Annotated in this window: 24 protein-coding genes, 1 tRNA gene, 1 pseudogene and 1 riboswitch; of the genes and pseudogenes, 5 read left to right on the top strand and 21 right to left on the bottom strand. The window is 60.2% G+C overall.

The window, feature by feature from the left end:
• Positions 1-25: 25 nt before the first annotated feature.
• The 15 genes and pseudogenes from ACM110_RS12155 to ACM110_RS12085 form a co-directional block, all read right to left on the bottom strand.
• Positions 26-433, bottom strand: coding sequence for a type II toxin-antitoxin system HicB family antitoxin (locus tag ACM110_RS12155; protein WP_034150108.1), 408 nt, complete (start codon positions 431-433; stop codon positions 26-28).
• A gap of 37 nt (positions 434-470) precedes the next feature.
• Entirely contained in the window at positions 471-650 is a 180-nt protein-coding gene (locus ACM110_RS12150; protein WP_007984690.1) for a type II toxin-antitoxin system HicA family toxin, read from the bottom strand.
• A gap of 183 nt (positions 651-833) precedes the next feature.
• Positions 834-986 (bottom strand): annotated as a pseudogene (locus ACM110_RS12145) (transcriptional regulator); the annotation flags it as partial.
• Between the two features lie 290 nt (positions 987-1,276).
• Positions 1,277-1,350: transfer RNA gene (locus ACM110_RS12140), tRNA-Gly, on the bottom strand.
• Between the two features lie 179 nt (positions 1,351-1,529).
• Positions 1,530-2,414 carry an alpha/beta fold hydrolase gene (locus ACM110_RS12135; protein WP_416127952.1) on the bottom strand — a complete coding sequence of 295 codons (885 nt, stop codon included), beginning with the start codon at positions 2,412-2,414 and terminating at the stop codon, positions 1,530-1,532.
• 311 nt (positions 2,415-2,725) lie between these two features.
• Positions 2,726-3,418 (bottom strand): pseudouridine synthase, encoded by a 693-nt coding sequence (locus ACM110_RS12130; protein WP_416127951.1) that lies wholly within the window; start codon positions 3,416-3,418, stop codon positions 2,726-2,728.
• Between the two features lie 33 nt (positions 3,419-3,451).
• Complete coding sequence (locus ACM110_RS12125) at positions 3,452-3,670, bottom strand: cysteine-rich CWC family protein (RefSeq protein ID WP_416127950.1); 219 nt, start codon at positions 3,668-3,670, stop codon at positions 3,452-3,454.
• On the bottom strand, positions 3,657-5,150 hold the full coding sequence (locus ACM110_RS12120; protein WP_416127949.1) for a diguanylate cyclase: 1,494 nt from the start codon (positions 5,148-5,150) through the stop codon (positions 3,657-3,659). Before ACM110_RS12120 ends, ACM110_RS12125 begins: the two co-directional genes overlap by 14 nt.
• A gap of 206 nt (positions 5,151-5,356) precedes the next feature.
• Positions 5,357-7,135 carry an allophanate hydrolase gene (gene atzF / locus ACM110_RS12115; RefSeq protein ID WP_416127948.1) on the bottom strand — a complete coding sequence of 593 codons (1,779 nt, stop codon included), beginning with the start codon at positions 7,133-7,135 and terminating at the stop codon, positions 5,357-5,359.
• Between the two features lie 25 nt (positions 7,136-7,160).
• Entirely contained in the window at positions 7,161-10,808 is a 3,648-nt protein-coding gene (uca, locus tag ACM110_RS12110; protein WP_416127947.1) for an urea carboxylase, read from the bottom strand.
• A gap of 246 nt (positions 10,809-11,054) precedes the next feature.
• Positions 11,055-11,696: an urea amidolyase associated protein UAAP2 gene (locus tag ACM110_RS12105; protein WP_007996701.1), complete on the bottom strand. Its 642-nt coding sequence runs from the start codon at positions 11,694-11,696 to the stop codon at positions 11,055-11,057.
• Positions 11,697-11,707: 11 nt separating this feature from the next.
• Positions 11,708-12,433 (bottom strand): urea amidolyase associated protein UAAP1, encoded by a 726-nt coding sequence (locus ACM110_RS12100; RefSeq protein ID WP_416127946.1) that lies wholly within the window; start codon positions 12,431-12,433, stop codon positions 11,708-11,710.
• Positions 12,434-12,446: 13 nt separating this feature from the next.
• A complete protein-coding gene (locus tag ACM110_RS12095) occupies positions 12,447-13,235 on the bottom strand; it encodes an ABC transporter ATP-binding protein (RefSeq protein WP_416127945.1) in 789 nt (262 codons plus the stop codon).
• Positions 13,232-14,047 carry an ABC transporter permease gene (locus ACM110_RS12090; RefSeq protein WP_416127944.1) on the bottom strand — a complete coding sequence of 272 codons (816 nt, stop codon included), beginning with the start codon at positions 14,045-14,047 and terminating at the stop codon, positions 13,232-13,234. The genes ACM110_RS12095 and ACM110_RS12090 overlap by 4 nt, the downstream gene beginning before the upstream one ends.
• A gap of 15 nt (positions 14,048-14,062) precedes the next feature.
• Positions 14,063-15,130 (bottom strand): putative urea ABC transporter substrate-binding protein, encoded by a 1,068-nt coding sequence (locus ACM110_RS12085; RefSeq protein ID WP_416127943.1) that lies wholly within the window; start codon positions 15,128-15,130, stop codon positions 14,063-14,065.
• Positions 15,131-15,192: 62 nt separating this feature from the next.
• Positions 15,193-15,293: riboswitch (guanidine-I (ykkC/yxkD leader) on the bottom strand.
• Between the two features lie 278 nt (positions 15,294-15,571).
• Between ACM110_RS12085 and ACM110_RS12080 the strand changes: the two genes are divergently transcribed.
• Together ACM110_RS12080 and ACM110_RS12075 are read left to right on the top strand one after the other, a co-directional pair.
• On the top strand, positions 15,572-15,817 hold the full coding sequence (locus ACM110_RS12080) for a hypothetical protein (RefSeq protein ID WP_416127942.1): 246 nt from the start codon (positions 15,572-15,574) through the stop codon (positions 15,815-15,817).
• A 167-nt stretch (positions 15,818-15,984) separates the two neighbouring features.
• Positions 15,985-16,455: a hypothetical protein gene (locus tag ACM110_RS12075; protein ID WP_416127941.1), complete on the top strand. Its 471-nt coding sequence runs from the start codon at positions 15,985-15,987 to the stop codon at positions 16,453-16,455.
• A 50-nt stretch (positions 16,456-16,505) separates the two neighbouring features.
• On the opposite strand, the gene ACM110_RS12070 is transcribed toward ACM110_RS12075, so the two are convergent.
• The gene (locus ACM110_RS12070) at positions 16,506-17,618 is read right to left on the bottom strand and encodes an enoyl-CoA hydratase/isomerase family protein (RefSeq protein WP_416127940.1); all 1,113 of its coding nucleotides are present in this window, start codon (positions 17,616-17,618) and stop codon (positions 16,506-16,508) included.
• 132 nt (positions 17,619-17,750) lie between these two features.
• On the opposite strand from ACM110_RS12070, the gene ung reads away from it, so the two are divergent.
• Positions 17,751-18,443 carry a uracil-DNA glycosylase gene (gene ung, locus ACM110_RS12065; RefSeq protein WP_416127939.1) on the top strand — a complete coding sequence of 231 codons (693 nt, stop codon included), beginning with the start codon at positions 17,751-17,753 and terminating at the stop codon, positions 18,441-18,443.
• Positions 18,444-18,590: 147 nt separating this feature from the next.
• Here the strand turns inward: ung and ACM110_RS12060 are convergent, their stop codons facing one another.
• From ACM110_RS12060 to ACM110_RS12040, 5 genes are read right to left on the bottom strand one after another with little or no spacing between them, the layout of a single operon-like run.
• Positions 18,591-19,631: an AbrB family transcriptional regulator gene (locus ACM110_RS12060; protein ID WP_416127938.1), complete on the bottom strand. Its 1,041-nt coding sequence runs from the start codon at positions 19,629-19,631 to the stop codon at positions 18,591-18,593.
• On the bottom strand, positions 19,624-21,138 hold the full coding sequence (locus ACM110_RS12055) for a tripartite tricarboxylate transporter permease (RefSeq protein WP_416127937.1): 1,515 nt from the start codon (positions 21,136-21,138) through the stop codon (positions 19,624-19,626). Before ACM110_RS12055 ends, ACM110_RS12060 begins: the two co-directional genes overlap by 8 nt.
• Before the next feature lies 1 nt (position 21,139).
• Positions 21,140-21,598 (bottom strand): tripartite tricarboxylate transporter TctB family protein, encoded by a 459-nt coding sequence (locus ACM110_RS12050; protein ID WP_416127936.1) that lies wholly within the window; start codon positions 21,596-21,598, stop codon positions 21,140-21,142.
• Positions 21,599-21,656: 58 nt separating this feature from the next.
• Positions 21,657-22,634, bottom strand: a complete 978-nt coding sequence (locus ACM110_RS12045; RefSeq protein WP_338585212.1) for a tripartite tricarboxylate transporter substrate binding protein — start codon at positions 22,632-22,634, stop codon at positions 21,657-21,659.
• A 39-nt stretch (positions 22,635-22,673) separates the two neighbouring features.
• Positions 22,674-23,966, bottom strand: coding sequence for an OprD family porin (locus ACM110_RS12040; protein WP_416127935.1), 1,293 nt, complete (start codon positions 23,964-23,966; stop codon positions 22,674-22,676).
• Positions 23,967-24,204: 238 nt separating this feature from the next.
• On the opposite strand from ACM110_RS12040, the gene ACM110_RS12035 reads away from it, so the two are divergent.
• Positions 24,205-24,876: a response regulator gene (locus ACM110_RS12035; protein WP_075947499.1), complete on the top strand. Its 672-nt coding sequence runs from the start codon at positions 24,205-24,207 to the stop codon at positions 24,874-24,876.
• Positions 24,869-26,257: a sensor histidine kinase gene (locus ACM110_RS12030; RefSeq protein WP_416127934.1), complete on the top strand. Its 1,389-nt coding sequence runs from the start codon at positions 24,869-24,871 to the stop codon at positions 26,255-26,257. Before ACM110_RS12035 ends, ACM110_RS12030 begins: the two co-directional genes overlap by 8 nt.
• Positions 26,258-26,490 lie beyond the last annotated feature (233 nt).

The raw sequence follows: 26,490 nt of genomic DNA, 5'->3' as shown, positions 1-26,490 counted from the left end.
TTGATTTCTCGCTGACGCAATCTCATCAGCCCTGCTGCAACACCTTAAGTGCCGCCGACGCCAGAAAGCCCGAACGGCTTTTCTCCTCCGGATGGTGCAGTACATATTCATCAATACGGTTGAGCAGGTAGCCGGGGAGCGTGATGTTCAGTTTCTGGGCTTTGCCCAGGTATTTGGTCACGTCAATGTCCACCAACGCCCACGCACACCCCGCATATTTTGGATCAGCCGCGTGCAAGGTCACTTTGTTGGCGGGCGGAATGGGCGAACCATCTTCGGCCAGAATCTCGAAATGGCCTTCAATGGCTTCGCGGGCCATCGCCATCGCGTCATCAAGATCTTCCCCGGCGGAAAAGCAGCCCGGAATATCGGGGACTTCAACGCCCCAGGCGTGCTCGTCGTCGCCCATTGAAATCGCAATTGGGTAAAGCATGTTCATTGTCCTCCGAGGACTTAGCGCCTAGCGTTCGTCAAAGCAGCGCCTGTTGCAAAATACTGATGGCCGTTTTCTTGAGCAGATCTTTCTTCGGGTGAGGGACGGTCACCAACCCCGGCTTGGTCGGGTGCTTGAAGTGGTGATGACTGCCTCTGATTCGTACCAGATACCAACCGTCCGCAACGATTTGGCTTATCAAAAATCGGCTATTCACATCACCTCCCTGTGGTGTGCTTGTGGTTACTATACCTACTGATTTTTTGTAATCAACACTATAACCACCAAACCTTCCTGGTTCGGTGATGCAGCGATAGGACTCGAGTCTAGGAGGGCCCTGCCGAAATGGGTTTGTGCAAGGTTGGGTTTACGTGTTTTGTGTATTGCGAGGTTTTTCCGCTGGGCAATGCTCGTCTTCGTACTTTTCGATGAGCGACGCAAGAATCTCCAGCTCATCGCCTTCCGGAGAGCGGACTTCCGAGCCCCACAATTGCTCAACACGGGCAAGTGCAGCGGTCAGGTCTTCTTGGCTGCGAATAGGTTTAATGTTCATCACACAGTCTCTACGTTGAGCTGGCCTTACTGGGTGTGGGGCCGTCGGATCGTATGAAAAAAGATCAGTAGCCGGTATAAGGTATTTGTTGCTACCGATTTCAAGGACGAAATTCGTTACCGAGACAAGTAAAACGTTAACAAAACGCAGATCTTGCGGAAAAACGCTAATTTTCCGTTTATGGAAAAGCGAACCAAATCGCGCCCATAAAAAAACCGGCCATCAAGGCCGGTTTTTTCTGTCTCTACATCCCCCGTCAAAACCCTCTTAACGTGAGACCAAAATTCGATTGGAGCGGGTGAAGGGAATCGAACCCTCGTTATCAGCTTGGGAAGCTGGAGTAATGCCATTATACGACACCCGCTCAGAGCGGTGACTTTGTACCAGATGTGCGCGTGGAAATGAAGTTTTTCTTTATACCAGACGGCTTTAGCGCAGATGACACGGGGCATCGACCGCATGACGGTCTGTCGCGGGCGAGCCTCGCATCTACAGGAATGCGTTCAACACTGTAGAGCGAAGCTTGCTCGCGATGACGCTGTTTCAGATGGACAATGCATGGTGGTCCTGGACGTAGTGGTAACGCGGTCGGCTTTCGTGCTGTGCCGGTTTCAGGAACCCCATCAGTGCGTTGCGGCTGTCTCGGCAGGCGGCTTTGTGTTCCATGTCGAGAAAGTGGCCGGTGGCTTCAAGAGTGGTGAAGGTGGCGTGTTGCACGTGGTTGGCGAACAACCGGGCGCCATCGGCGGCGGTGTATTCGTCCCACTCGCCGTTCATGAACAGGACCGGCACGTTGATTTTCTGTGCGGCTTTGAAAAAGCACTGGCGATCACTGTGCAGCAGGTCGCTGATGTGGAAGTGCATCTGCCCGTATTCATGCTCGGCCAGGGAACTGACGTGCCGATAATTGAAGCGCTTGAATAACGTTGGCAGGTGTTTGCCGATGGTGCTGTTCACCAGGTTGCCGACCCGGTCGCCGTCCCGGCTGCCGAGGTAATCGACGCCGCGCTCGAGGTAGTCGAGCATGTGCGAGTTGATTTCCGGGGAGAACGAGCTGATCACGGCTTTTTCGATGCGTCGTGGCTGTTGCGACAGCGCGACCATGGTCGCGGCACCACCCCAGGAAAACGACAGCACGTGTTCGGCGGCGAAGTGGTCGATCAGCTCCAGGAGGATCTGCCCTTCGATTTCCTTGGTGAGCATTTTCTCATGCAGGTTGTGGGCTTTTGACTTGCCCGCGTAGGGCTGGTCGTAGCAAACCACGTTGAACTGCGGGTGAAGGTTTTTCACGGTTTGTGCAAACGACGCAGTCGTGGCCATCGAGCCGTTGACCAAGATAATGGTCTTCTCTGCGGCGTCTGCGCGATAGAACTCCGTGTAAACCCGATACTGACCCTGTATATCCAGCACAGCGATTTCTGGCCTCATGTCATAAGACTCCTGGCAAGCGGGTATGCGCGCAAAAGAGATTGCACGAGCTTTGTGACAGGTAGGCATATGCCTGGAATTTGGAGGCCCATGTCGATCCAGTGCAGTCCGGTCGACGGGTATTGTTATTGGCGGGCAGTCTGCCGGGTGAGGCCGGAACCAAAGGGTTCCTACCGGCAAAAAGTTTCTTAGAAGTATGTTGTGACTCGTCGGTCACATTTCGGCCGACGTCCTGATTCAAGCAGGGGTCACATCATTGCGCAAGTGCCTTTGGTAAATTGTTCGACAACTTCTGCTGAGCGGTAGGCTGCTTAGATCAATCCGATCTCTTCATCGGTCAGTGGGCGGTATTCGCCCGGTTTCAACGCATCGTCGAGCACCAAGGGGCCCATGCGTTCGCGGTGCAGGCGCATCACTTTGTTGTTGAAGTGGCCGAACATGCGCTTCACCTGGTGATAGCGGCCTTCGACGATACTCAGGCGTGCCGACTTCGGCCCGAGCAGCTCTAGCCCGGCCGGTTGGGTGGTGAGGTCTTCGAACGCGAAGTACAGCCCTTCGTTGAAGGTGATCGCGTATTCGGGGCCGATGTCCTGCTCGGTTTCAACGTAGTAGATCTTCGGCAATTTGGTCTGCGGTTGGGTCAGGCGGCGCGACCAGCTGCCGTCGTTGGTGATCAGCATCAGGCCGGTGGTGTTGAAATCCAGGCGCCCGGCGATGTGCAGTTCGCCCTTGTCCGGTTCGTGGATCAGGTCGAGCACGGTCGGGTGTTGAGGATCGCGGGTGGCACTGACGCAACCGGCGGGTTTGTTCAGCATGAAGTGGCGCAACGGTTTGCCGACTTGCAGCAATTCGTCGTCGACCTCGACGCGGCTGAACTCGCGGACTTCGCTGTGCGGGTCGCTGACGATATTTCCGTCAATCCGGACGCGCTTTTCGACCAGCAACAGGCGCACCTGCTTACGGTTGAAGCGGGGCAGGTTGCTGAGGAAACGGTCGACGCGCATGGCTAAGGATCGGCGAAGAAAGGGCTGCGCATCTTACGTGATCGGCCGCGCCGCTGCTTGCAACTGCACTTCGACTTCAGCACAGCGCGGACACAGGCACGAGGCGTTGCGCAGTTCGGCGGGCAGCGCTTCAAGCACTGCCGGGTCGATGCTGACGCCGTAGCACCAGCACGCCCGGTCAGCGGTTCGCGGGTCGGCCAGGGCGCAGTCGTTGGGTGCGCCGCAGGCGGGGCAGAGGTCAGGCGGGTTCATAGCTGGAGTAAGGCTTTTCCACACAAGTTCGGTTGCGGCCACTTTGTTTGGCCCGGTACATCGCATGATCAGCCCGCGACAGTAGGGTGTGCAAGGTATCGTCGGTTTGCAGGGTGGTCAGGCCGATGCTGACGGTCAGATGCAGGGTGCTGCCGTTGTATGCATATCGCTGTTGTTCGACATGATGACGAATTTTCTCGGCGATCATCAGACCGGTCTCACCGTCGGTGTCCTTGAGCAGCACGATGAATTCTTCACCGCCCCAGCGGCAGACGATGTCGGAGTGCCGCAGGCAGCTCTCCAGGTCGCGGGCGAAGCCGATCAGCACCTGATCGCCGGCCAGATGACCGTAGGTGTCGTTCAAGGCCTTAAAGTGGTCCAGATCCAGCAACAACGCCGTCAGCGGTTTCGGCTCGCGCTGAGCCTCGTGCATCGCTTGCGCGGCCAGCAGGTCGAAACCGCGACGGTTGGGCAGGTCAGTCAGGCTGTCGAGGGTGGCCTGGGCCTGAATCTTGTGCTGATAGCGCTTGATCACCCGATTGAGCAGGGCCAGCACGGTCAACGTGACGATCAGGCAGATCAGCAGGTTGAGGTACAGCGAGCGACGGATGTCACTGAGGTCGCCGTCTTCGCGTTTGTCGACGAACAGGTACCAGTTCAGCTCGGGGATGAAACGAACGTTGAGGAAATGTCCCTGGCCTTCGCCGGAATATTCGTAGCTGCCGCTGTGGGGTTTTGGCAACTGGCTGACCAGGTTCTTCATGCTGTCGAGTTCGCCCAGGGTTTGCCCGATACGTGCGCCATCCGGCCCACCCTCTGCGCCGGTCAGCACCACGCGTCCAAACGTGTCGACGAAGTACACGCTACGCTGGTAGCGCTGCTGGTATTTGTCGATCAGTTTTATCACCGCATCGACCGTCAGCCCGACACCCGCAGCGCCGATGAAACGGTCGTTGTAGTCGTGGACTTTGTAATTGATGAAGACGGTCAGGTTGTCCTTGTTGGCGAGGTCCGGGTCGACGTTGATCTCGTAGGGATCCTTCATGTCGCGCACACGAAAGTACCAGGCATCGCGCGGTTCCGTGGCCTTGACCTGCTTGAGTACGCCCTTGGCGTGGTAGTAAGTCAGGCTGGTGTTGGAGACGAAGAACGCGGTGTAGGCGCCGTAGTGGGTCATGACCTCGTTGAGGTAGCGGGTCATCTGGTCGGAATCTTTTTCACCGTTGACCACCCAGTCGCGCATGAAGGTGTCGCGGGCCATCATCGAGGAAATCAGGATCGGTCTGACGAGGTCTTTCTGGATTTCCGAATAGACCGTGTCGGATGTCAGCGGCAGTTCGGTGTTGACGATGTTGTCGCGGATCGACGCCCGCGAAGCGTAGTAACTGAGGAATGACGTGGCGAGGAAACCCGCGCCCAGCAACGCGACCAGCGTAAGGACCAACGAACGTTGAGAATACAGCGGTGAGCGAAGCGGCATGGCAATTCCATTGTCAGTATTCCGATGGCATGCATTCTAGTGGCACTGCCCGGAAATAACTGCTCTATGTGCGCCGCGAATGGTCGTTCCTACATTCCTTAATGGTTACACCCGTCCCTGTAGGAGCTGCCGAAGGCTGCGATCTTTTGATCTTTAAAAACAGAATCAAAAGATCGCAGCCTTCGGCAGCTCCTACAGGATTGTTGTCAGGCGAGGCTTTTAAGGTAGGCACGCCATCCGCCGAGGTGGCTGATGTCGGTCGCCCCCTCCAGCCCATACGCCTCACAGATAAACCCGCTCTCCCACCGGCCATCCGCCAATTGCACCTTGCCCAACCCCAGCGGTGCCGGAATCCCGGTCAGGAACGAGCCCAACTCACTGCTCGGCAATTCCCACACTTCCACGGCAATCGATACGCCGCCGTCCTTCACCCGGACCATGCCCGGACGAAACGGTGGGCCACCGGCCAGGGCGTAGAGTTGATAGTCAGGTGAGCTGAATGTCGTTTCCACCCATCGGGCGCCGCGCTGCTTGAGCTGCCAGTTCAGCGCCAAGCCGTCCAGGTGGGCGCCGCAGACCACCAGCCGCGCACGGTCATTGCGTGCAACAGTCGTCGACGCAGGTGCAGCCGAAATCTGCTGGCGCTGCAAACCATCCGCCACGCTCAACAGATATTGATCGGTGAACGCACGTCCAAACAGCGTCACGCCCCACGGCAAACCGTTGCCCATGAAACCGCTCGGCACGGCGATGGCGGCGTAGTCGAGCAGGTTCATGAAGTTGGTGTAGTAGCCCAGTTCGGAGTTGCGCAGCACCGGTTCGGCGTCGAGTTCTGCCAGGGTGACCGGGCGGCCAATGGTTGGCGTAACCACGCAATCGAGTCCATCCAGCGCTTTGTCGCACAGCGCTTTCAACGCTTGCAGTCGATACTGGGCACGGAAGGTTTGCACGCCGTTGACGACCGGCGCCTTGGCCAGTACGGCGCGGATCACCGGCAACACGGCTTGGGGATTTTGTTCCATCAGTTCGCCAGCGACGCTGTAGCGCTCGGCCACCCATGGGCCTTCGTAAAGCAGGCGTGCCGCTTCAAGAAACGGCGTCAGGTCCAGTTCCACCGCTTCGCCGCCCAAGCGCTTTAGTTGATCGATCGCACCACCGAACAACAGCGGTCCTTCAGCGCAACCGAAAAATTCCAGGTCTAGCGCGCGGGGCACGCCGAAGCGGAACGGACGCGGTGCGCCGAATGCCGAGCCGTCATTCCACAGCGGATTGCTGCGGCTGTATTCGTCCCGTGGATCGAGTCTGGCGGTCAATGCCAGTAACTGACTTGCTTCCTGGGCTGTGGCTGTAAACGTGGTCACGCAATCCAGCGTGCGGCAGGCCGGCACCACCCCAGCGGTGGAAATCAAACCTTTGGTGGCTTTCATTCCCACCAGATTGTTCAACGCCGCCGGCACGCGTCCGGAGCCTGCGGTGTCGGTGCCCAACGAAAAACTCGCGACACCGAGCGCCACCGCAAGCGAAGAACCGGCGCTAGAGCCACCCGATGGATACTCCGGCAACACGCTGTTCGGGCACGCGCCATAGGGCGAGCGACTGCCATTGAGACCAGTGGCGAATTGATCGAGATTGGTCTTGCCCAATGGCACCGCGCCCAACGCCAGCAGTTGCTCGACGATGGTTGCCGAGCGTTCAGGTATATAAGCAAATGCGGGGCACGCCGCTGTGGTCGGAATGCCCGCCAGATCGATGTTGTCCTTGATCGCGAACGGCACGCCGTACAGCGGCAGGCTGTCGATTTCGCGACCGTCGAGGGCGGCGAGGTGCGGTTCCAGTTCATCGACACTCAGTAAGTGAATGAACAAGTGATAGTCCGGGTTCAGCGCGGCGGCTTTGTCCCGCAGGTTCAGCAGCAGTTGCCGGGGCGTGGTGCTGCCGTCGCGGTAAGCGTTGCGCAGGGCGTCGAGTTGCAGATTGATGTTCATGGCGTGAGTCCTTTTCAAAATGGGTTCAGTCGAGTTCCAGCACCACGACGCGCTGTCCGGCGCGCACGGCCGAACCGGGTTGCACGCGAATCTCGCGGACCACGCCGGCCATCGGCGCGAGCACGGGGATTTCCATCTTCATCGACTCCAGAATCACCAGCACATCACCGGCCTCGACCCGACTGCCGGTCTCGACCTGAACCTGCCAGAGGTTGCCGGCGATGTGGCTGTCGACGCTCTGTTGACCGCTGCCCAGCGGTGCGTCTTCGGTCGCTTCCGGGGCCAGTTCCTCGCTGTCGAAATGCGCTTGGCCGCTGGCGATCCAGCGCTCGCGCTCGGCGTTGAATGCAGCTTGTTGCTGATCGCGAAAAGCGCCGATGGTTTGGGCCTCTTTCGTCAGAAAATCCTGGTAATCCGCCAGGTTCAGCTGGCTGTGTTCGATGTTCAGGTCGAAGCGCCCAAGGGGGAAATCCCGGCGAATACGCAGCAGTTCATCAGCGCTGACCGGATAGAAACGGATCTGATCGAAAAAGCGCAGCAGCCATGGTTTGCCATCGAACGCGGCCACGTCGCGGTAGCGGTTCCACATCTGCAAGGTGCGGCCGACAAACTGATAACCGCCGGGGCCTTCCATGCCGTACACGCACATGTAAGCACCGCCGATGCCCACCGAGTTCTCGGCGGTCCAGGTGCGGGCCGGGTTGTACTTGGTGGTCACCAGGCGATGGCGCGGGTCGAGTGGGGTGGCCACCGGCGCACCGAGGTAAACGTCGCCCAGACCCATCACCAGATAACTGGCGTCGAATACTGTGCGCTGCACCTCATCGAGGTTCGGCAAATCGTTGATGCGGCGGATGAACTCCAGATTGCTCGGGCACCACGGTGCGTCCTTGCGCACGGTGGTCATGTATTTTTCGATCGCCAACTGACACGCCGGGTCGTCCCAGGACAGCGGCAAGTGCACGATGCGCGACGGTACTTGCAGGTCCTTCGCGGCGCACACCGCGTCCCATTCACCGGCGATGATGCCGAGCAGATCGGCCTGTGGTAGTTGTTCGGGTTGGTAGTGGATTTGCAGTGAGCGGATGCCGGGCGTGAGGTCGATCACGCCGTGCAAGTGTTTGCTTTCCAGGGCTTGCATCAGGGCGTGGGCGCGGAAGCGCAGGACGAGGTCCAGTTCGGGGGCGCCGATTTCCAGCAACAGGTGGGTGTCGCCGGAAAGGCGTGCCACCAGCCGCGTATCGTCCTGGCCCAAATCCAACACCACAGGCGACACAATCCACTGTAGGAGTGAGCCTGCTCGCGATTGCGGTGTTTCAGTCAAAGAAATTTCGGATGCGATGTCCTCATCGCGAGCAGGCTCACTCCTACAGGGGGGAGTCCATTTCAAGGCGAGGTTGCGGGCGGTTTTGATATCGACCGGCAAGAACTGCACCTTGTCCCCAGCCTTCAACTGCCCCAACTGCCAAAGATCCGCCTCGATCACCGTCACCGGGCACACGAACCCGCCAAGGCTCGGGCCATCGGGGCCGAGGATCACCGGCATGTCACCGGTGAAATCCACCGCGCCGATTGCATACGGATTGTCATGAATATTCGATGGATGCAAACCGGCCTCGCCACCGTCGGCACGCACCCATTCCGGTTTCGGTCCGATCAGACGCACGCCGGTGCGGCTGGAGTTGAAATGCACTTCCCACTGCGTGGCGAAGAACGTGCCGATGTAGTTTTCAGTGAAGTATTCCGGCGCACCGTGGGGACCGTAGATCACTCGAATTTGCCGCACTGCCGGTAGCTCGGTGACCTGTTCATCGTCCAGTTGTTGACCGGCGCTGCGGTCAAGCAAGGCGGGTACATGCAACACGTCGCCGGCCCGCAACGCGCGACCGCCATGACCACCAAACTGACCAAGCGTGAAGGTGCTTTTGCTGCCCAGATAGTCCGGCACTTGCAGGCCACCGCGAAGGCACAGGTAGCTGCGCGCACCGGCGCCTGCGATGGTCCCGAGGCTCAACGTCGCCCCCGCCGCAATCTGCAGCCCAGTGTTCATCGGCACGTTTTCACCGTTCAATGTCAACGGAATCACCGCCCCGGTCACCGCCACCACGGCATCGCAGTTGAAGCGCAACAACGGCCCGCTCATGGTGATTTCCAGCGCTGCCGCGCCTTCGTCGTTGCCCAGCAAACGGTTGCCCAGACGCAATGCGCGACTGTCCATCGGTCCCGACGGCGGCACGCCGACTGCCCAGTAGCCGAGGCGACCGGGATAGTCCTGCACGCTGGTCTGGGTGCCGGCGCTGATCACCTCGAACGTATGGGCCTGATACACCAGACCTTCCAGGCAACGGGTCCATGGCTGGCCGCTGGCGAAGGGCGCATCGAGCAGAATCTGCCGCAGGTAATCGCGGTTGGTTTCCACGCCATACAGCTGGCTGTCGCCGAGGGCTTGATGCAAATCGGCGCGGGCCTCTTCGCGAGTCGGTGCCCAGCTGATGACCTTGGCGATCATCGGGTCGAAGTACGGCGGAATCTCACACCCGGCCTCGACCCACGTGTCGATGCGCAGTTGAATGCCATTGGCTGGTGGGAAATTCACAGCAGTGAGCAAGCCCGGGCTCGGCTGAAAATCCCGCCCCGGATCTTCTGCATACAGCCGCGCCTGAATCGCATGGCCGTCCGCTTTCAAACCCCTGATCAGTTCACCCAGCGGCGGCAAATCACCGGCCGCCAGTTGCACCATCCAGCGCACCAGATCAACGCCCCACACCTGTTCGGTGACGCCGTGTTCCACCTGCAAGCGAGTGTTCACTTCCAGAAAATAGAAACGCTGGGTCTCGCTGTCGAACACGAATTCCACAGTGCCGGCGCTGCGGTAACTCACCGCTTTGGCCAGTTTGATCGCCGCTGCACACAGCTCTTCGGCCATGCCGTCGGGCAGGTTCGGCGCGGGGGTTTCTTCGAGGACTTTCTGGTTGCGGCGTTGCACCGAGCAATCGCGCACGCCGAGGGCGATCACTTCACCATGACCGTCGCCGAACACCTGCACTTCCAGATGCCGAGCGCGCTGGATGTATTTCTCGATGAACACCCCGGCGTCGCTGAAATTGTTCTGGCCCAGGCGTTTGACCGCTTCGAAGGACTCGCGCAACTCCGCCGCACTGCGACACACGCGCATGCCGATGCCGCCACCGCCAGCGGTGCTTTTGAGCATCACCGGGTAGCCGACGTGTTCACCCGCGATCAGGGCTGCGTCGAGGCTGTCCAGCAGCTCGGTGCCTTCAAGCAATGGCACGCCATGTTGCTTGGCCAGTGCGCGAGCGGTGTGCTTGAGGCCGAATACGCGAAGCTGTTCGGGCGTAGGGCCGATGAAGGCGATGTCGGCGGCTTCGCAAGCTTCGGCGAACGCGGCGTTTTCCGAGAGAAAACCGTAGCCGGGATGGATTGCCGTAGCGCCCGCAGATTTGGCGATGGCGAGGATTTTATCCACCGCCAGGTAAGTGCCGGCGGCCGCGCCTTCACCGAGGCTGTGGGCCTCCTCGGCTTGCAGGATGTGCAAGCTGGCGGCATCGGCTTCGGAGTACACGGTAACGCCCTGTACTTCGAGCTCACGCAGGGTGCGCAGAATGCGACAGGCGATGGCGCCACGGTTGGCAATCAGGACTTTTTCGAACATGGCATAACCCCTGATGGGGATGCGGGCCGTCCCGCAGTTTTTTGACAGTCCCCCGGGCCGTCCCGGATGACAGAAACTGGCACCATCCCCCGTAGGAGCTGCCGAAGGCTGCGATCTTTTGACTTTGATTTTTTAAGATCAAAAGATCGCAGCCTTCGGCAGCTCCTACAGGGGTGGGTTATTTAATGCACTGCCCGGAACGGGCCTGGCACAGGGCAAACAACCAACGCCGCAACCGCGAAAATTTCAGTTCCATACCAGCAGCTCCGCAGGCGTCGGGTTGTAGGCGTTGCACGGGTTGTTCAGCTGCGGGCAGTTGGAGATCAGCACGATCACATCCATCTCGGCGCGCAGGTCGACGTATTTGCCCGGTGCGGAAATACCATCCTCAAAGGTCAGCCCCCCATCAGCGGTGACCGGCACGTTCATGAAGAAATTGATGTTCGGCCCGATGTCGCCTTTTCCCAACCGCCCGTCATGCACGCAGGCACGCAGATAGTTGTCGCGGCAGCTGTGCATGTAGCGTTTTTCCAGGGCGTAGCGCACGGTGTTGCTCTCTTGCGCGCAGGCGCCACCGAGGGTGTCGTGACGCCCGCAAGTGTCGGCGACGATGGTCAGCATCGGCTTGCCGAGGTTGGAATACAGCACGCTGCCGGTGCTCAGGTACACGCTGTTCTGCCGGCGCAAAGTGCGTTGCACGTCGTAGCGTTCTTTCGGGTTGGCGACGCTGTAGAACAGCGTGTCGACGGCCTGATTGCCTTCCAGATCGAGGATGCGCAATGTCTGGCCGGCCTTGACCTCCATCAGCCAGGGTTCGCCGGCGGGGATGGTGGCGCGGTATACGGCCGTTTCAGGCGACTGTGGAGCGGTGGCGATAGCGAGTGACATGGCAGCGATCCTCAGGCGAACAGACGGTCGGTGTTGATGAAGCCGCGCTCGTTTTCCGGGCGCGACGTGCGGCAGTGTTCGGCGACGCTGGCGTCGGCGTTCATCCAGCTGAGCTTCAGTGGTTTTGGTGCGTACTCCGGCGATGGATCCATCGGATGCTGCAGGGCGGTGAGCACCACCAGCGTGTCCATCGGTGCGTACAACTCGATGTAATCGCCAGCCTTGGAGTTACCCTCGACAAAATGGAAGCGCCCGGCGTCATCGACGTTGACGCGGCTGAACAGGTTCAGGGTCATCAGCAAGTCCGACAGGCCCAAACCCCACTTGCCCAGTTCAACCAGCAGATTGTCGGTACCGTTGCGGAAGAAGCCGTTGCGCAGTTCCTGATAGCGGCCCGCACCGTATTTTTCGGCGACCTCTTCAGCGCAGAGCACGCCGCCGAGGCTGTCGCTCCAGCCGCAGGTATCAGCGGTGATCGCAGCCAGCACACGACCCATGTCCGAGTACAGGCAATGGCCGGTGGTGAGCTTGGCGGTGTGTTGGCATTTGAGGCTGTCGGGCAGGTTCAGGCGCTCGGTTTTTTCATTGGCGTTGAGCAGTGTCAGGCTGGCGTTGGCGCCGCCGCGAATATCTGTCAGGCGCAGCAGTTGGCCGCGTTTCAAAACGAAGGAACGATGGCCGCCGCCGGGGAGCATTTCTTCGGCGAACGGTGGGAACAGTTGAGTCGAATCAGTCATTGTCAAAATTCCTCTAAGCGATACGAAGCGTGCCCGCCAGTTGCACCGGCAAGGCGTCGACGGCGGCACGGGTGGCGCGGCGGTCGCTGTTCAAAGGGATGTCGTAGGTGATGCGCGCGCCATAGGCGCCGGGGGCGTGCGGGTCGATGCGGACCTTGTCGAACACCAACAAACGCGTACCGAGGCTGAAACCTTCGGACAGGTCATGGGTGACCATGAACACCGTCAGTTGCGTCTCGCGCCACAGTTCCAGCAGCAAGGCGTGCATGTCTTTGCGGATGCCCGGATCGAGGGCGCCGAACGGTTCGTCGAGCAGCAACACGCGGGGCTTCATGATCAGCGCCTGGGCGATAGCCAACCGTTGTTGCATGCCACCGGAAAGCTGCGCCGGGTACTTGTCCAGCGAATGCCCGAGACCGACTTTGTGCAGCAGCACCGAGGCCTGTTCGCGGGCGTCTTTTTTCGCGTTACCGAACAAGCGACCGAGCAATGGCGAGCGCGGCAGTTCGAGGCCGAGGGCGACGTTGTCCAGCACGCTCAGATGCGGGAACACCGAGTAGCGCTGGAACACCACGCCACGGCTGGCATCCGGCTCACCGGCCAGCGGCTGACCGTCGAGCAGGATCTCGCCGCGACTGGCTTGTTCCTGGCCGAGCAGCAGGCGCAGGAAGGTCGATTTACCGCAACCGGACGCGCCCACCAGCGTGCAGAACTCACCCTCGTTGACGCTCAGGTTCAGGCCTTCGAGCACAATCTGATCGGCGTATTGCTGCCAGACGTTTTTCACGGTGATGAAGCTCATGCCCGGGCTCCTTCGTACCAAGGGAACGCACGCTGGGTCAGGCGCTTGAGGCCCCAATCCATCAGCCAGGCGAGCAGGGTGATCCACACCACGTACGGCAGGATCACGTCCATCGCCAGGTAGCGGCGCACCAGGAAAATCCGGTAGCCGAGGCCATCAGTAGAGGCAATGGCTTCGGCGGCAATCAGGAACAGCCATGCCGAGCCCAGCATCAAGCGCAGCGAGATCAACAGGCGTGGCAGCAATTGCGGCAGCACTACGCGAAGCATCAAGGTCCAGGTGGAAGCGCCGAGGGTCTGGGCCTTGATTAGCAGTTCCACGGGAATTTCCCGGGCGCGCTGTTCCAGATCACGGGCCAGTGCCGGGGTGATGCCGATTACGATCAGCATCACTTTCGACAACTCGCCCAACCCGAACACGATGAACAGAATCGGCAGGATCGCCAGCGGCGGCACCATCGACAGCACCGTCAGCAACGGCGACAACGGCGCGCCGAACAGCGGCAAGGTGCCGGACGCCATGCCCAGGCACAGCCCGGCCAGCGCACTGATGCCCAAGCCGATGGCCAGGCGTCGCAGGCTGGAGGCGGTGTCCTGCCACAGCACGTATTCACCGGTGCGGCCGTCGGCCACAAACGCCAGGCGTTTTACCGCGTCGGTCATTTGCACAGCGCTGGGCAACAGCTTGTCATTGGGGTTGTCCGCCAGTCGCTCGGCCGAGCCCATGAAGTAGGCGAACAGCACCAGGGCGAACGGCAGGATCACCAGCAACAGGCGACTCGGGCGATCCGGGTGGCGATTGATCAGGCGCATGGCCAAGTCCTCTTCTTACAACTTGGCGTCGGCGGCCATTTGCACGTAACTCGGGTCGAAGCGCAGCTTGAGGTTGCCCTTGTCGCCGCTGGTCACGCCGTTGGCGAAGGCCATGCCGACCGCGCTGGTGTCCTTGGCGCCTTCACCCAGCAAGCCGTGCTGGAAGGAGAACTCGGCGACCTTGCGCATGGTTTCCGGCAGTTGCTTGCTGGTGGAAAACGCCAGGGCTTCTTTCGGCGTGGCGAACAGCTTGGTGGTGTCCAGTTGTGCCTGGAAACCTGCAAGGTCGGTGCCCGAGGCTTTGGCCATGTGTTCGAGTGCAGCTTTGCTGGCGGCGTTTTTCGCGTTCATCAACTCGACCACTTCGAACCACGCGCCGGTCAATGCTTTGCCCAGGGCCGGGTTGTCTTTGAGGGTGGCGCTGTTGACCACCATCATGTCCATGATTTCGCCGGGGATCTGGCTGGAGTTGAAGACTTCGGTCACCGCAGGCTTGGCCTTGATGTCCGAGAGCATCGGGTTCCAGGTGGTGACGGCGTTGACTTGATCGGTGTTGAAGGCGGCCGAGATATCGGCGTCGGAGGTGTTGATCACTTTCAGGTCTTTCTCGGTGAGGTCCACCGAATCCAGGGCCCGAGCCAGCAGGTAATGGGATACCGAAAGCTCGACCAGATTGACGTCCATGCCCTTGAGGTCGGCGACTTTCTTGCCTTCGCCCTTGAGCACGATGCCGTCGTTGCCGTTGGAGAAGTCGCTGACGATCAGTGCGGTGCTGTCGACGCCGCCTGCGGCTGGAATGGTCAGCGCATCCATGTTGGTCATGGTGCAGCCGTCGAACTGGCCGGCGGTGTATTGGTTGATCGATTCGACGTAGTCGTTGAGCTGCACTACATCGATCTTGATGCCGTATTTCTTCGCCCATTTGTCGACGATGCCTTGGCTGCCGGCGTATTCCCACGGCATCCAGCCGGCGTAGATCGTCCAACAGACGCTGAAGTGGTCTTTCGGTGCGGCCTGGGACTGGGTGCAGAGCAACGCTGCAAATGCAGCGGCGAGCAAGGCGGGGAAACGTAGTCGGGACATTTCGAAATCTCCAGTTGATCAAGGGCGGGCAGGAGGCAACGCGGCACCGCGAACGGTGGCTTGTCTCCCGGGCTTTTGTCCCGCCGTGTAACCTCAACTGGAGGTCGCCAACTCTCGGACCAGTCACTCGAGATTGCGAGCCGGAACCCTAGTCAGCCATTGCAAATTGTGGTGCCGCGAACCTGTGATGACTCCTTGCACGTGGTTGCTAAAGCGAGAGGCGTGCCAAGTTCGGAAAATGCGTCTAGCGCGGGGGTGTTGAAGAATCGAGAGGCGGGGGTAAAGGTCGGGCTGCTTTGTGATGGTGCACCGATGCACTGAGATGCAGCGTCATCGGCCGCTGATCTGAAGCTCGGAGCGATCCGGCACTAGATCGGAGAATGCCAGTCAAAACAGGTGTCAGTCGGCCTGTACCGGCTGCGGGTCTTTCAGGAGGCCGCCATGTTTCGTCGACTGTTGCTCGGTGCTGTTCTCGGTCTGGGGTTGTCCGGTTGTTATTACTATGCCGGCTCCTACGATGTGTACTCCTCGCCTTATTACTACCCTGGCTATTCGCCTTATTCCTACTATTACGGCCCGCGCTATTACTACGGTGGCCCACGCTTTTATGGTGGCTATCGCTATTACAATTGGGGCGGCCACGGGCCTCGTTATTACGGCGGTGGATATCGCCACGGGCACCATTAATCAGCGCGTGAATAGATGAAAAACCTTTCATCGGCGAGATGTTTCAACTTGTTGCGAGAACGCACCAGATTCCGAATTCGATGTCTGATCTTTCGACAGTCAGCGAATAATTGACTGTCGCCTGCCAGCGTCGCTGGTGTGGCTCACTCGCGGTCCAGGAGGCCGCCATGCTCTGTCTAAAACAGCTGCGAACAATTCTACTGATTGCTGTATCGGGTTTGTCCCTTGGTGGATGCGTGCCTTATTCCGATGGAGGAGTCAGTTACTACAGTTCCGAGGTTTACACCTCACCAGCGCCGGCTTATTACGCTGGCGGTAATTCCTACTATTCCAATGGCGGTTATTACGCACCGCCAGCCCGTTACTACGCACCACCTGCGCGCTATTATCAGCCAACGCCGCGCTACTACCACCAGCCTCGGGTCTATCAACCGGCGCCGCGCTATTACCAATCGGCACCCCGTTACTACCCGTCGCGATCCGACTACCGGGCGCACCAGAATCATGGCTGGGACGGCCGCAACCGTGGCGGCTGGAACAATGACTACCGTGGCAATGGCGGGCGCAACAACAACCATGGCGGTCGAGGCGACCATAACGGACGCGGCGATCACGACGGCCGGGGAAGTCACCGTTAACCGTCCATAAAAAAGCGGCGCATCAAGCGCCGCTTTTTTATGTCCGGAATTCAATACTCCGACAAATCCGCCAACGGGTGTCGACCTTCCCACACCTTGTGGAAATGCGCCTCCACCACCGCATCCGGCACATTGTTGATGTCCGGCCAGTGCCAATGCGGCTTCTGATCCTTGTCGATCAACCGTGCACGCACGCCTTCGCTGAACTCCGGATGACGACAGCAATTGAGGCTCAGCGTGTATTCCATCTGAAAGACTTCAGCCAGTGACAGGTGCCGGGCGCGGGCGATCTGTTCCCAGACCAGATGAGCGGTCAGCGGTGAGCCTTCACTCATGGTCCGCGCGGCGCGACTAAGCAGCAGGTCGGTGTCATCGCGCAATGGGCTGATGGCCTTCCACGCGCAACGCACATCGCTGACATCCAGCAATTCATCAATGCGCTGGCGTCGCGGTAGCCATTGGGGCTCGGGCATCTCTGCGACGGCTTCCTGTTGCAACGCCTTGAGCAGACTGTTGAGCTGCATCGGTGTCTGTTCCTGCCAATTCAATTGCAGCAGGCCTTCGATCAGCTGTTCCTGTTGCTCATCGAGCAGGAAGCGGTCGGCCAGGTCCAGGTCGATCGCATCACGAGCGTTCATGTGGGCGCCGGTCAGGCCGAGGAACAATCCGAGCTTGCCGGGCAATCGCGACAGGAACCAACTGGCGCCGACATCCGGGTACAGACCGATGGTGATCTCAGGCATGGCCAGCCGACTGCTCGGCGTGACGATACGGATGTTTGCCCCTTGCAGCAGGCCCATGCCGCCGCCGAGCACATAACCGTGCCCCCAGCAGATGAGCGGTTTGGGATAGGTGTGCAGGCTGAAGTCCAGGCGATATTCAGCGGAAAAGAAATGCGCGGCCAGGGGCGGCACTTCGCCGGGATGGGCGCGGCAGGCCTCAACCAGGCTGCGCACTTCACCGCCGGCGCAGAAGGCTTTGGCGCCGTTGCCACGCAGCAGCACGCAAACGATTTGCGGCTCTTTGGCCCAGGCATCCAGTCGGTCGCGCAAGGCGTTGATCATGGGCAAGGACAGCGCGTTCAGCGATTTTTCGGCATCCAGCGTGGCGACGCCGATGCGGGCGCCGTCGGTGCCGGTGAGTTCTTCGAAGTGCAGATTCATCGTGACCTCGATCGGGAAATTGAGGGTTAAGTATGATCGCTGTGTAGGAAAGTGCCGGATCTGTGTCAGATCAATTGACAAGCGTGATGCGCTTTCCTAGGGTTCGCCCCATTGTTTTTGCCGGATGTAACCATGACTGCTGACGACCGTATCAAACTCGAACCGAGCTGGAAGGAGGCTTTGCGTGCCGAATTCGACCAGCCCTACATGACAGAGTTGCGAAACTTTCTGCAACAGGAGCGGGCGGCCGGCAAGGAGATCTATCCACCGGGGCCGATGATCTTCAACGCGCTCAATTCCACGCCTCTGGACAAGGTCAAGGTCGTCATCCTCGGTCAGGACCCGTATCACGGCCCGGGCCAGGCTCATGGTTTGTGCTTCTCGGTGCAACCGGGCGTACCGGCACCGCCGTCGCTGGTGAATATCTACAAAGAATTGAAGCGCGACCTGAACATCGACATCCCCGGTCACGGTTACTTGCAGAGCTGGGCTGAGCAGGGCGTGTTGATGCTCAACACCACCATGACCGTCGAGCGCGCAAACGCCAATGCGCACAAGGACAAGGGCTGGCAATTTTTCACTGACCGGATCATTGAAGTGGTCAGTGAGCAGCAGCCACATCTGGTGTTCATGCTGTGGGGCGCCCATGCGCAGAGCAAGCAGAAACTGATCGATGCCACCAAGCATCTGGTGCTGACGTCGGTGCACCCGTCACCGCTGTCGGCCTATCGCGGCTTCCTCGGTTGCGGGCACTTCAGCCGGACCAACAAGTTTCTGGAACAGAATGGCGAGACGCCGATTGAGTGGCGGTTGCCGCCGGTTTAAGCGAGTAGACCGAGTCACGCCCATCGCGGGCAAGCCCGCTTGTATGTTTAGACTTGAAGGGGTGGGTGGGACTAAAGCCTCGCTTCTGACTCTGACCAGTACAGACTGTGGGAGCGGGCTTGCCCGCGATGAAGGCGACTCGGTCTATCAGACTGAATCCGGATTGCGGTTCCAATACTTGAACAACGGCTCCGCCAGAAACAGCACAAACAGCAGCCGCATCACCTGCATCGCCGTCACCAGTGGCACCGACAGTTGCAGGGTTTCCGCCGTCAAACTCATCTCCGCAATCCCGCCGGGCATCATGCCCAATGTCAGCGAACGCAGGTCCAGATGGGTCAATGCACTCAAGCCCAACGCCGCTGCGGTCGCGATCAACATGGTCAACACCGTTCCGATCAAGGTCCGGCCCATGAACGAAGGCGCGCGACGGAAAAACTGTCGGTTGAAGTGACAGCCCAGCCCACTGCCGATCAGCCACTGGCCGATCTGGCTGCCACCGTTGGGCAAACCGATGTGCAGATCCCATCCGATACTCACCGCCGCACTGACCAGCAATGGTCCGAATAACCACGGGTTGGGTTGACGCAGACGTTCCCAGATCAAAGCCGCCAATGCGCCAGCCGGAAACAGAATTGCCAGCCAGCGCCAATCAATGCTGCCGGCGTGGGAAATCGGTGCACCGTCGCCCAGCAGGTATTTAAAGGCTGCCGGCACACACAGTACGACAACCAGCACGCGCAAACTCTGCCCCGCCGCAACACGGCTAAGCACCGCGCCATTACGCGCACCGAGGTTGACCATCTCCCCGGAACCACCAGGCATGCTGGAGAAGAACGCAGTGGCCCGATCTTCACCGGTACGCCGCATCAGCCACACGCCGACGACCGCCGACAGGCTGGTGACCAACGCACCGAAGAAGATCAAACCGAAATGACTCAGCACCTGCTCCATCACCACCGGGGTGAAGTGCAGGCCTATGCCGATGCCGACGATCCACTGGCCGCACTTGCGCCCGCCAGGGATTTCCGCGAGTTGCCACGGTGTCAGGCAGCGCACGAGGATGATCGCCAGCAACGAGCCGACCATCCACGGCAGAGGCCAGCCGACCTGGCTGGCGAGGTAACCGCCCAGCAGGCCGACCAGCGGGGTTCCCCACCAGTTTTTGAAGGGGACCCGATCAGACATCGGCGATAGCGCGTTGCGCGGCCGAACGTTTGCGCCAGATGCGGATCAGCGGCATCAGCAGCATGATCGCCGTCAGGACCCAGCAACCGAAAGTGATCGGGCTCGACCAGAGGATTTCCAGCGCACCGTTGGAAATCGACAGGGCACGGCGCAGGTTCTGCTCCATCAAACCTCCGAGGATGAAACCCAGCAACAGCGGCGACAGCGGGAAGTCCAGCTTGCGCAGGATGTAGCCGAAGATGCCGATACCGATCATCAGGAACAGGTCGAACGTGGTGGCGTGCACCGCGTAGACGCCGATCCCGGTAATGATCGCGATCACCGGCACCAGTGCCCAGTTTGGCACGGCAAGGATGCGGGTGAAGATGCGGATCATCGGGATGTTGAGGATCACCAGCATCACGTTGGCGATGAACAACGAAGCGATCAGGCCCCAGACGATATCGGGCTGCTGTTGGAACAACAGCGGACCCGGGGTGATGTTGTACAGCGACAGTGCGCCGATCATCACCGCCGTGGTACCCGAACCTGGAACGCCGAGGGTCAGCATCGGCACCAGCGCACCGCAGGCCGCGCCGCCGATGGCGGTTTCCGGCGCCGCGAGGCCACGAGCGTCACCTTCACCAAACTTGCCGCTGGCACCGGCGATGCGCTTCTCGGTCATGTAGGCCACGGCGCTGGCCAGCGTCGCACCGGCACCCGGCAACACGCCCATGATGAAGCCCAATACGCCGCAACGAATGTTCACCACGAACACCGATGCCGCTTCCTTGAAGTTGAACATCATGCGGCCGGTGGCTTTCACCGCTTCCTGACCGTGGTGGGTTTTTTCCAGCAGCAGGAGGATTTCGCTGATGGAGAACAGGCCCAGCACCAACACGACGAACTGGATGCCGTCAGTCAGGTGGATGTTATCGCCAGTGAAGCGATAGACGCCGCTGTTGGCATCGATTCCGACGGTCGACAGGAACAGACCGATCAGCGCTGCGATAAAGGTCTTCAACGGTCGGTCGCCGGCCATGCCGCCCAGACACACGATCGCAAACACCATCAACACGAAGTATTCGGCCGGCCCGAAGGCAATCGCCCATTTCGCCAGCAGCGGGGCGAACAGCACCATGCCGCAGGTGGCAATGAACGCGCCGATGAACGAACTCCACGCCGACAAAGACAGTGCGACACCGGCCAGGCCTTTGCGGGCCATCGGGTAGCCGTCGAGGGTGGTCATCACGGTGGACGCTTCGCCCGGAATGTTCAGCAGGATCGAGCTGATCCGGCCGCCGTATTCGCAACCCAGGTACACCGCCGCCAGCAGGATCAGCGCCGACTCCGGTGGCAGACCGAGGGCGAATGCGATCGGGATCAACAATGCCACACCATTGATCGGGCCCAGGCCCGGCAGCAGGCCGACGACGGTACCGATCAGGGTGCCGCAGAGGGCGGTCACCAGGTTGTACGGGCTGAGCGCGACGCCGAAGCCCTGACCCAAATAGCCAAGAGTATCCATATCAGTTCTCCAGAACGCCGAGCAGGCCGAGGGGCAGCGGTACGTCCATCAAACGGTCGAACAGCAAGTACAGACCGACAGCCATCAGGCTGATGATCACGATGCTCGGCACCCAACGGCCGCCATACAGGCGTGCCATCGGAACACCGGTGATGATGCTGGCGACGATGAAACCCAGGGGTTCGAAAGTGCCGGCGAACACCAGCAACAGCGCGACGCAGATGCCGATTTTGGTCAGGGTTTCGCGGTCCAGTGGCGGCTCGTCATCGTTGTGCTTGATCGGCGCGGGACGAAACACCATGTACAAAAGGGCCGACCCCATCAGGCCGAGCATCAGCAATGGAAAGGCCCGAGGTCCTACCGGTTCGTAGGAAAAAGCCGCTTGATACGGCCATGCCATCAGTGCGAGGCCGAGACAGACCAGCAACAGCACCGAAGCAAAAATGCGTTGTAAGAGCATGGGGAACTCCTGTGCCGCGGCTCCGCCAAACGGAGCCGCGGCCACTAGACAGAGACGATCACTGGATCAGGCCGAACTCTTTGGCCAGCACTTTGTAGTCGGCAACTTGCTTTTTCACGTAGGTGTCCAGTTCCGGGCCGGTCATGGCGAACGGGAACAACTCACGCTGGTCGCGCAGCTTGGCGAACTCGGGGGAAGCCAGCAGTTTGTCGAAGGAGTCTTTCCACCAGGCGTAGTCTTCGTCGCTGACTTTTGGCCCGAGGTAGAAACCGCGAACCACCGGCCAGACGATGTCATAGCCTTGCTCGCGAGCGGTTGGAATGTCCTTCATTTCCGGCTCGTCCAGACGCTTGTCGGAGAACACCGCCAGCAGGCGCATGTCGCCGCTCTGGATGTGTGGCATGGAGTCGGAAATGTCAGTGCTGCCGACCTGGATGTGGCCGCCGAGCAGAGCCGTGGCGATTTCGCCGCCGCCTTCGAGAGCAACGTAACGCAGGTCACGCGGGTTGATCCCGGCGGCCTTGGCGATCAACGCGGTTTGCATCCAGTCCTGGCTGCCGACGGTGCCGCCGGAACCGATGACCACTTTGCTCGGATCTTTCTTCAGTGCCTGCACGAGGTCGTCGAGGGTCTTGTAGGGCGAATCGCTTTTCACCGCGATGGCGCCGTAGCTGGTGCCGACGGCAGCCAGCCAGCGCACGTTGGTTTCATCGAAACGACCGAACTTGCCTTGAGCCAGATTCAGCAGCGAACCACTGGACCAGGCGACCAACGTGCCGGCATCCGCCGGGCGCTGGGCGACCACCGCGTTGTACGCCACCGCGCCGACACCACCGGGCATGTAGGTTACGCGCATCGGTTTGGTCAGCAGTTTTTCGTTGACCAGCGCGCTCTGCGCCAGTTTGCAGGTCAGGTCGAAACCACCACCCGGCGAGGCCGGGGCGATGCATTCCGGGCGTTTTGGTTCGGCAAGCGCTTGGCCGGTGAACAGCAGGACGCTGGCGGCGAGGGCTAGTTTACGCATTGACAGGTTCATTCAAGTCTCCTTGGGAGTTGTTGTTATCGACGCACTGAATTACCAAAGGGCAACGCTATAGCTCACCAGCAGACGCACTTCATCGGCATCGCGAGCAGAGTAGTTGGAGCGGTAGGTGGCATTGCGCAGGCGAACGGCGACGTCCTTGAGGGCGCCGCTTTGTACTACGTATTTGATTTCGGTGTTGCGTTCCCACTCTTTACCCTCGTCGCCGTTCTTGAGCTTGATGTTGTCACCGCTCAGGTAACGGCTCATGAAGCTCAGGCCCGGTACACCGAGCTTGGCGAAGTCAAAGTCGTAGCGTGCCTGCCAGGAGCGCTCTTCGGCGCCGGCAAAGTCGTTGATCTGCACGAAGTTGACCAGGTACGGGTCGGCGCCATCCACATAGGGAAACGCACTGTCGCCGGACATGTGCTGATAGCCGGCGCTGAACTTGTGCCCGCTCAAGGCATAGCTCACCAGACCATTGAGCGATTTGTTGTCGATCTTGCCGCCACGGGCCTGGCCCTCATCGTCACTGATGGCCAGGCGCAGATCGGTGCCGAACGTGCCCGGCCCGAACGGTTGCGAGGCAACCACGCCGAGGAAGTGCTGGTTGTAGACTTCATCGAGTTGCGCGAAGTGGTAACTGCCGGTGATTTTGTCGGTGAACTTGTAATCCACGCCGCCAAAGTCGAAGTGCTTGCCGGCCACCGTACCGGCGAAGCGGCTGTTCTTGTTGTTGAGGGCGATGTCCTCGAAGTCGGTGCTGTCGCGGTCCTTGGCTTTTTCCAGACGCCCGCCGGTGAAGGTCAGGTTCTTGATCTCTTTGGAGGTCAGCAGGCCACCTTCAAACGTCTGCGGCAGGATGCGCCCGTCGTTGGGCTTGAGGATCGGCAGTTCCGGAATCAGGCTGCCGATTTTCAGTTCCGTGGCGGAGATTTTCACTTTACCGGTCAGGCCCAGCTTGGAGTATTCGTCAGCCGCGCGGCCATCGTCGTGGGTTGGCAGCAGGCCGGTGCCGGTACGGTCGGGACTCGAATCGAGCTTGACCCCCAGCATGCCCAGCGCATCGACCCCGAACCCCACGGTGCCGTCGGTGTAACCCGATTGCAGGTTGAGCATGAAACCCTGGGCCCACTCGTCACGCTTTGACTGTTGGGCGCTGGTGCCATCGCGAAAATCGCGGTTGAAGTACATGTTGCGGGTTTCGAACGTGGCCGTACTGTCTTCGATGAAGTCGGCCTGGCTCAACGGCGAAAAACCGGCAAGCGCGGCGGCACTGGCAAGGGCGGTGTTGCTGAAACGGGAGAGGCGGGCAGGCGCGATAGCCTGGGTCTGCAAGGACTGCATGGATGACTTACTCCGTTTATTGTTCTTATTTGTCGAAAACGCTTCGAGGCGTTTTTCGGATCGCTGTGTGGCAGCAGCGACGGCAGTCGAAACTGTCCGTGGTCCGACTCTAACGGGCTAACCTTTCGCTAACCTTTCAGAAGGCTTTCACGTTTTTTCAGGCTTCACAGCGACCGATGCCGCTGTAAACTCCGCGCCAAAGAATGGCGTCGACCATCCCTGAATGAGGTAAAGATCCATGCGTGTCCTGCTCGTCGAAGACCATCTGCAGCTCGCCGAAAGTGTCGCCCAGGCGCTCAAGAGCACCGGCTTGACCGTGGATGTGCTGCACGATGGCGTGGCGGCCGACCTGGCGCTCGGCAGCGAGGAATACGCCATGGCGATTCTCGATGTCGGTTTGCCGCGCATGGATGGTTTTGAGGTGCTCGCGCGACTGCGCGCTCGCGGCAAGAACTTGCCGGTGTTGATGCTGACGGCCCGTAGCGACGTCAAGGATCGGGTGCATGGCCTGAACCTCGGCGCCGACGATTACCTGGCCAAGCCTTTCGAACTCACCGAACTCGAAGCGCGGGTCAAGGCCCTGCTCCGACGTAGTGTGTTGGGCGGTGAACGCCTGCAGCGTTGCGGAGTGTTGGCGTATGACCTCGACACCCGGCGCTTCACTCTCGGTGAAGAACTACTGACTCTGACCTCCCGCGAACAAGCGGTGCTTGAAGCCCTGATCGCCCGTCCCGGCCGGGTGATGAGCAAGGAACAACTGGCCTCCCAGGTTTTCGGTCTCGACGAAGAGGCCAGCCCCGATGCGATCGAAATCTACGTGCACCGTTTGCGCAAGAAACTCGATGGCCAGCCGGTCGCTATCGTGACCTTCCGTGGTCTCGGCTACCTCTTGGAAAGCCGCGATGCATAAGCCCAGCAGTCTGCGCTGGCGGTTGCTGTGGAACCTGGCGCTGCTGCTGGTGGTGTTGATGCTGGCCAGCGGATTGAGCGCCTACTGGAACGGTCGCGAAGCCGCCGACACGGCCTATGACCGGACTTTGCTGGCCTCGGCGCGGACCATCGCCGCTGGCCTTTCCGAGCGCGACGGCAGTCTCAGCCTCGACGTGCCTTACGTGGCGCTCGATACCTTCGCCTACGACAGTGCCGGACGGATTTTCTATCTGGTCAACGACATCAATCAGAAGCTGATTTCCGGCTACGAAAATCTGCCGGCGCCACCTCCGGGAACGCCGCGCACCGATAACTATCCGGCGCTGGCGCGGTTCTACAACGCGACGTATCAAGGGCAGAACGTGCGCGTGGTCAGCTTGCTCAAAGCGGTCAGTGAACCCAACATGAACGGCATGGCGGAAATCCGTGTGGCGGAAACCGACGAGGCGCGCGTCAGCATGGCTCGCGGTCTGGCGGCCGATACCTTACTGCGTCTGGGCATGTTGGCAATCGGCGCACTGATGATTGTGTGGTTTGCGGTCAGCGCCGCGCTGCGTCCGCTTGAGCGTTTGCGCACGGCGGTGGAAGAGCGGCAATCCGACGATTTGCGTCCACTGCCGTTGGTGGAAGTCCAGCGCGAGTTGTGGCCGCTGGTGCGTGCGCTCAATCACTTTACCGAACGCTTGCGTGGGCAGTTCGAGCGACAGGCGCAGTTCATTGCCGATGCCGCTCATGAGTTGCGTACACCGTTGGCAGCCCTCAAGGCGCGACTGGAACTGGGCTTGCGGGCGAGCGAACCCGAAACGTGGCGCAGCACGCTGGAAACTGCTGCGCAGGGTACTGATCGCTTGACCCACTTGGCCAATCAATTGCTCTCACTGGCGCGGGTCGAAAACGGCGCTCGGGCGATTGCCGAGGGCGGTGCGCAGTTGCTGGATCTCAGTCAGTTGGCCCGTGAACTGGGCATGGCCATGGCGCCGCTGGCCTACAAACGAGGTGTGGCGTTGGCGTTGGAGGCTGACGAACCGGTCTGGCTGCGCGGCGAACCGACGCTGCTGAACGAGCTGTTGAGCAATCTGGTCGACAACGCGCTGGCCCATACGCCGCCGGGCGGCAACGTCATTCTGCGGGTCTCGGCCCCGGCGATATTGGAGGTTGAGGACGATGGCCCCGGGATTCCCCTTGAAGAGCGTGACCGGGTGTTCGAACGCTTTTACCGGCGCAACCAGCAAGTGGCAGGATCAGGGTTGGGCTTGGCGATTGTCGGCGAAATCTGCCGCGCGCATTTGGCGCAGATCAGCCTGCACGATGGCGAGCAGGCGGGGTTGAAGGTGCGGGTGAGCTTTATCGCCGGAGAGTGATGGCGTCTGTCCTGGCCCCATCGTCGGAACGCCGGCCGGAACAGGCTCGCTTGTATGCTAGGACTTGAAGGGAGGAGGAGGGACAAGGCTCGATTCTGACTGTTAGCGCAGTACAGATCCGTGGGAGATTTCGCCCCTCCTCCTTTCACCCAAGCGCCGATAAAGAATGCATCTGGCTAGACCGACGATAGGAACAAGCCTGCGCCTCTGGGTGAGCCCTTCAAGTGCTCAAA

It is taken from the genome of Pseudomonas sp. NFX98 (genome assembly GCF_047784845.1).
In the GTDB taxonomy this organism is placed as follows: domain Bacteria; phylum Pseudomonadota; class Gammaproteobacteria; order Pseudomonadales; family Pseudomonadaceae; genus Aquipseudomonas.
Note: the sequence above shows the minus strand (reverse complement) of the source record. Positions and strands in the feature narration are given on the sequence as shown.

Excerpts from the sequence above, each read along its gene's own strand:
- ACM110_RS12155 (WP_034150108.1), bottom strand. The coding sequence starts at position 433 with ATGCTTTACCCAATTGCGATTTCAATGGGCGACGACGAGCACGCCTGG.
- ACM110_RS12135 (WP_416127952.1), bottom strand. The coding sequence starts at position 2,414 with ATGAGGCCAGAAATCGCTGTGCTGGATATACAGGGTCAGTATCGGGTT.
- ACM110_RS12130 (WP_416127951.1), bottom strand. The coding sequence starts at position 3,418 with ATGCGCGTCGACCGTTTCCTCAGCAACCTGCCCCGCTTCAACCGTAAG.
- ACM110_RS12125 (WP_416127950.1), bottom strand. The coding sequence starts at position 3,670 with ATGAACCCGCCTGACCTCTGCCCCGCCTGCGGCGCACCCAACGACTGC.
- ACM110_RS12120 (WP_416127949.1), bottom strand. The coding sequence starts at position 5,150 with ATGCCGCTTCGCTCACCGCTGTATTCTCAACGTTCGTTGGTCCTTACG.
- atzF (WP_416127948.1), bottom strand. The coding sequence starts at position 7,135 with ATGAACATCAATCTGCAACTCGACGCCCTGCGCAACGCTTACCGCGAC.
- uca (WP_416127947.1), bottom strand. The coding sequence starts at position 10,808 with ATGTTCGAAAAAGTCCTGATTGCCAACCGTGGCGCCATCGCCTGTCGC.
- ACM110_RS12105 (WP_007996701.1), bottom strand. The coding sequence starts at position 11,696 with ATGTCACTCGCTATCGCCACCGCTCCACAGTCGCCTGAAACGGCCGTA.
- ACM110_RS12100 (WP_416127946.1), bottom strand. The coding sequence starts at position 12,433 with ATGACTGATTCGACTCAACTGTTCCCACCGTTCGCCGAAGAAATGCTC.
- ACM110_RS12095 (WP_416127945.1), bottom strand. The coding sequence starts at position 13,235 with ATGAGCTTCATCACCGTGAAAAACGTCTGGCAGCAATACGCCGATCAG.
- ACM110_RS12090 (WP_416127944.1), bottom strand. The coding sequence starts at position 14,047 with ATGCGCCTGATCAATCGCCACCCGGATCGCCCGAGTCGCCTGTTGCTG.
- ACM110_RS12085 (WP_416127943.1), bottom strand. The coding sequence starts at position 15,130 with ATGTCCCGACTACGTTTCCCCGCCTTGCTCGCCGCTGCATTTGCAGCG.
- ACM110_RS12080 (WP_416127942.1), top strand. The coding sequence starts at position 15,572 with ATGTTTCGTCGACTGTTGCTCGGTGCTGTTCTCGGTCTGGGGTTGTCC.
- ACM110_RS12075 (WP_416127941.1), top strand. The coding sequence starts at position 15,985 with ATGCTCTGTCTAAAACAGCTGCGAACAATTCTACTGATTGCTGTATCG.
- ACM110_RS12070 (WP_416127940.1), bottom strand. The coding sequence starts at position 17,618 with ATGAATCTGCACTTCGAAGAACTCACCGGCACCGACGGCGCCCGCATC.
- ung (WP_416127939.1), top strand. The coding sequence starts at position 17,751 with ATGACTGCTGACGACCGTATCAAACTCGAACCGAGCTGGAAGGAGGCT.
- ACM110_RS12060 (WP_416127938.1), bottom strand. The coding sequence starts at position 19,631 with ATGTCTGATCGGGTCCCCTTCAAAAACTGGTGGGGAACCCCGCTGGTC.
- ACM110_RS12055 (WP_416127937.1), bottom strand. The coding sequence starts at position 21,138 with ATGGATACTCTTGGCTATTTGGGTCAGGGCTTCGGCGTCGCGCTCAGC.
- ACM110_RS12050 (WP_416127936.1), bottom strand. The coding sequence starts at position 21,598 with ATGCTCTTACAACGCATTTTTGCTTCGGTGCTGTTGCTGGTCTGTCTC.
- ACM110_RS12045 (WP_338585212.1), bottom strand. The coding sequence starts at position 22,634 with ATGAACCTGTCAATGCGTAAACTAGCCCTCGCCGCCAGCGTCCTGCTG.
- ACM110_RS12040 (WP_416127935.1), bottom strand. The coding sequence starts at position 23,966 with ATGCAGTCCTTGCAGACCCAGGCTATCGCGCCTGCCCGCCTCTCCCGT.
- ACM110_RS12035 (WP_075947499.1), top strand. The coding sequence starts at position 24,205 with ATGCGTGTCCTGCTCGTCGAAGACCATCTGCAGCTCGCCGAAAGTGTC.
- ACM110_RS12030 (WP_416127934.1), top strand. The coding sequence starts at position 24,869 with ATGCATAAGCCCAGCAGTCTGCGCTGGCGGTTGCTGTGGAACCTGGCG.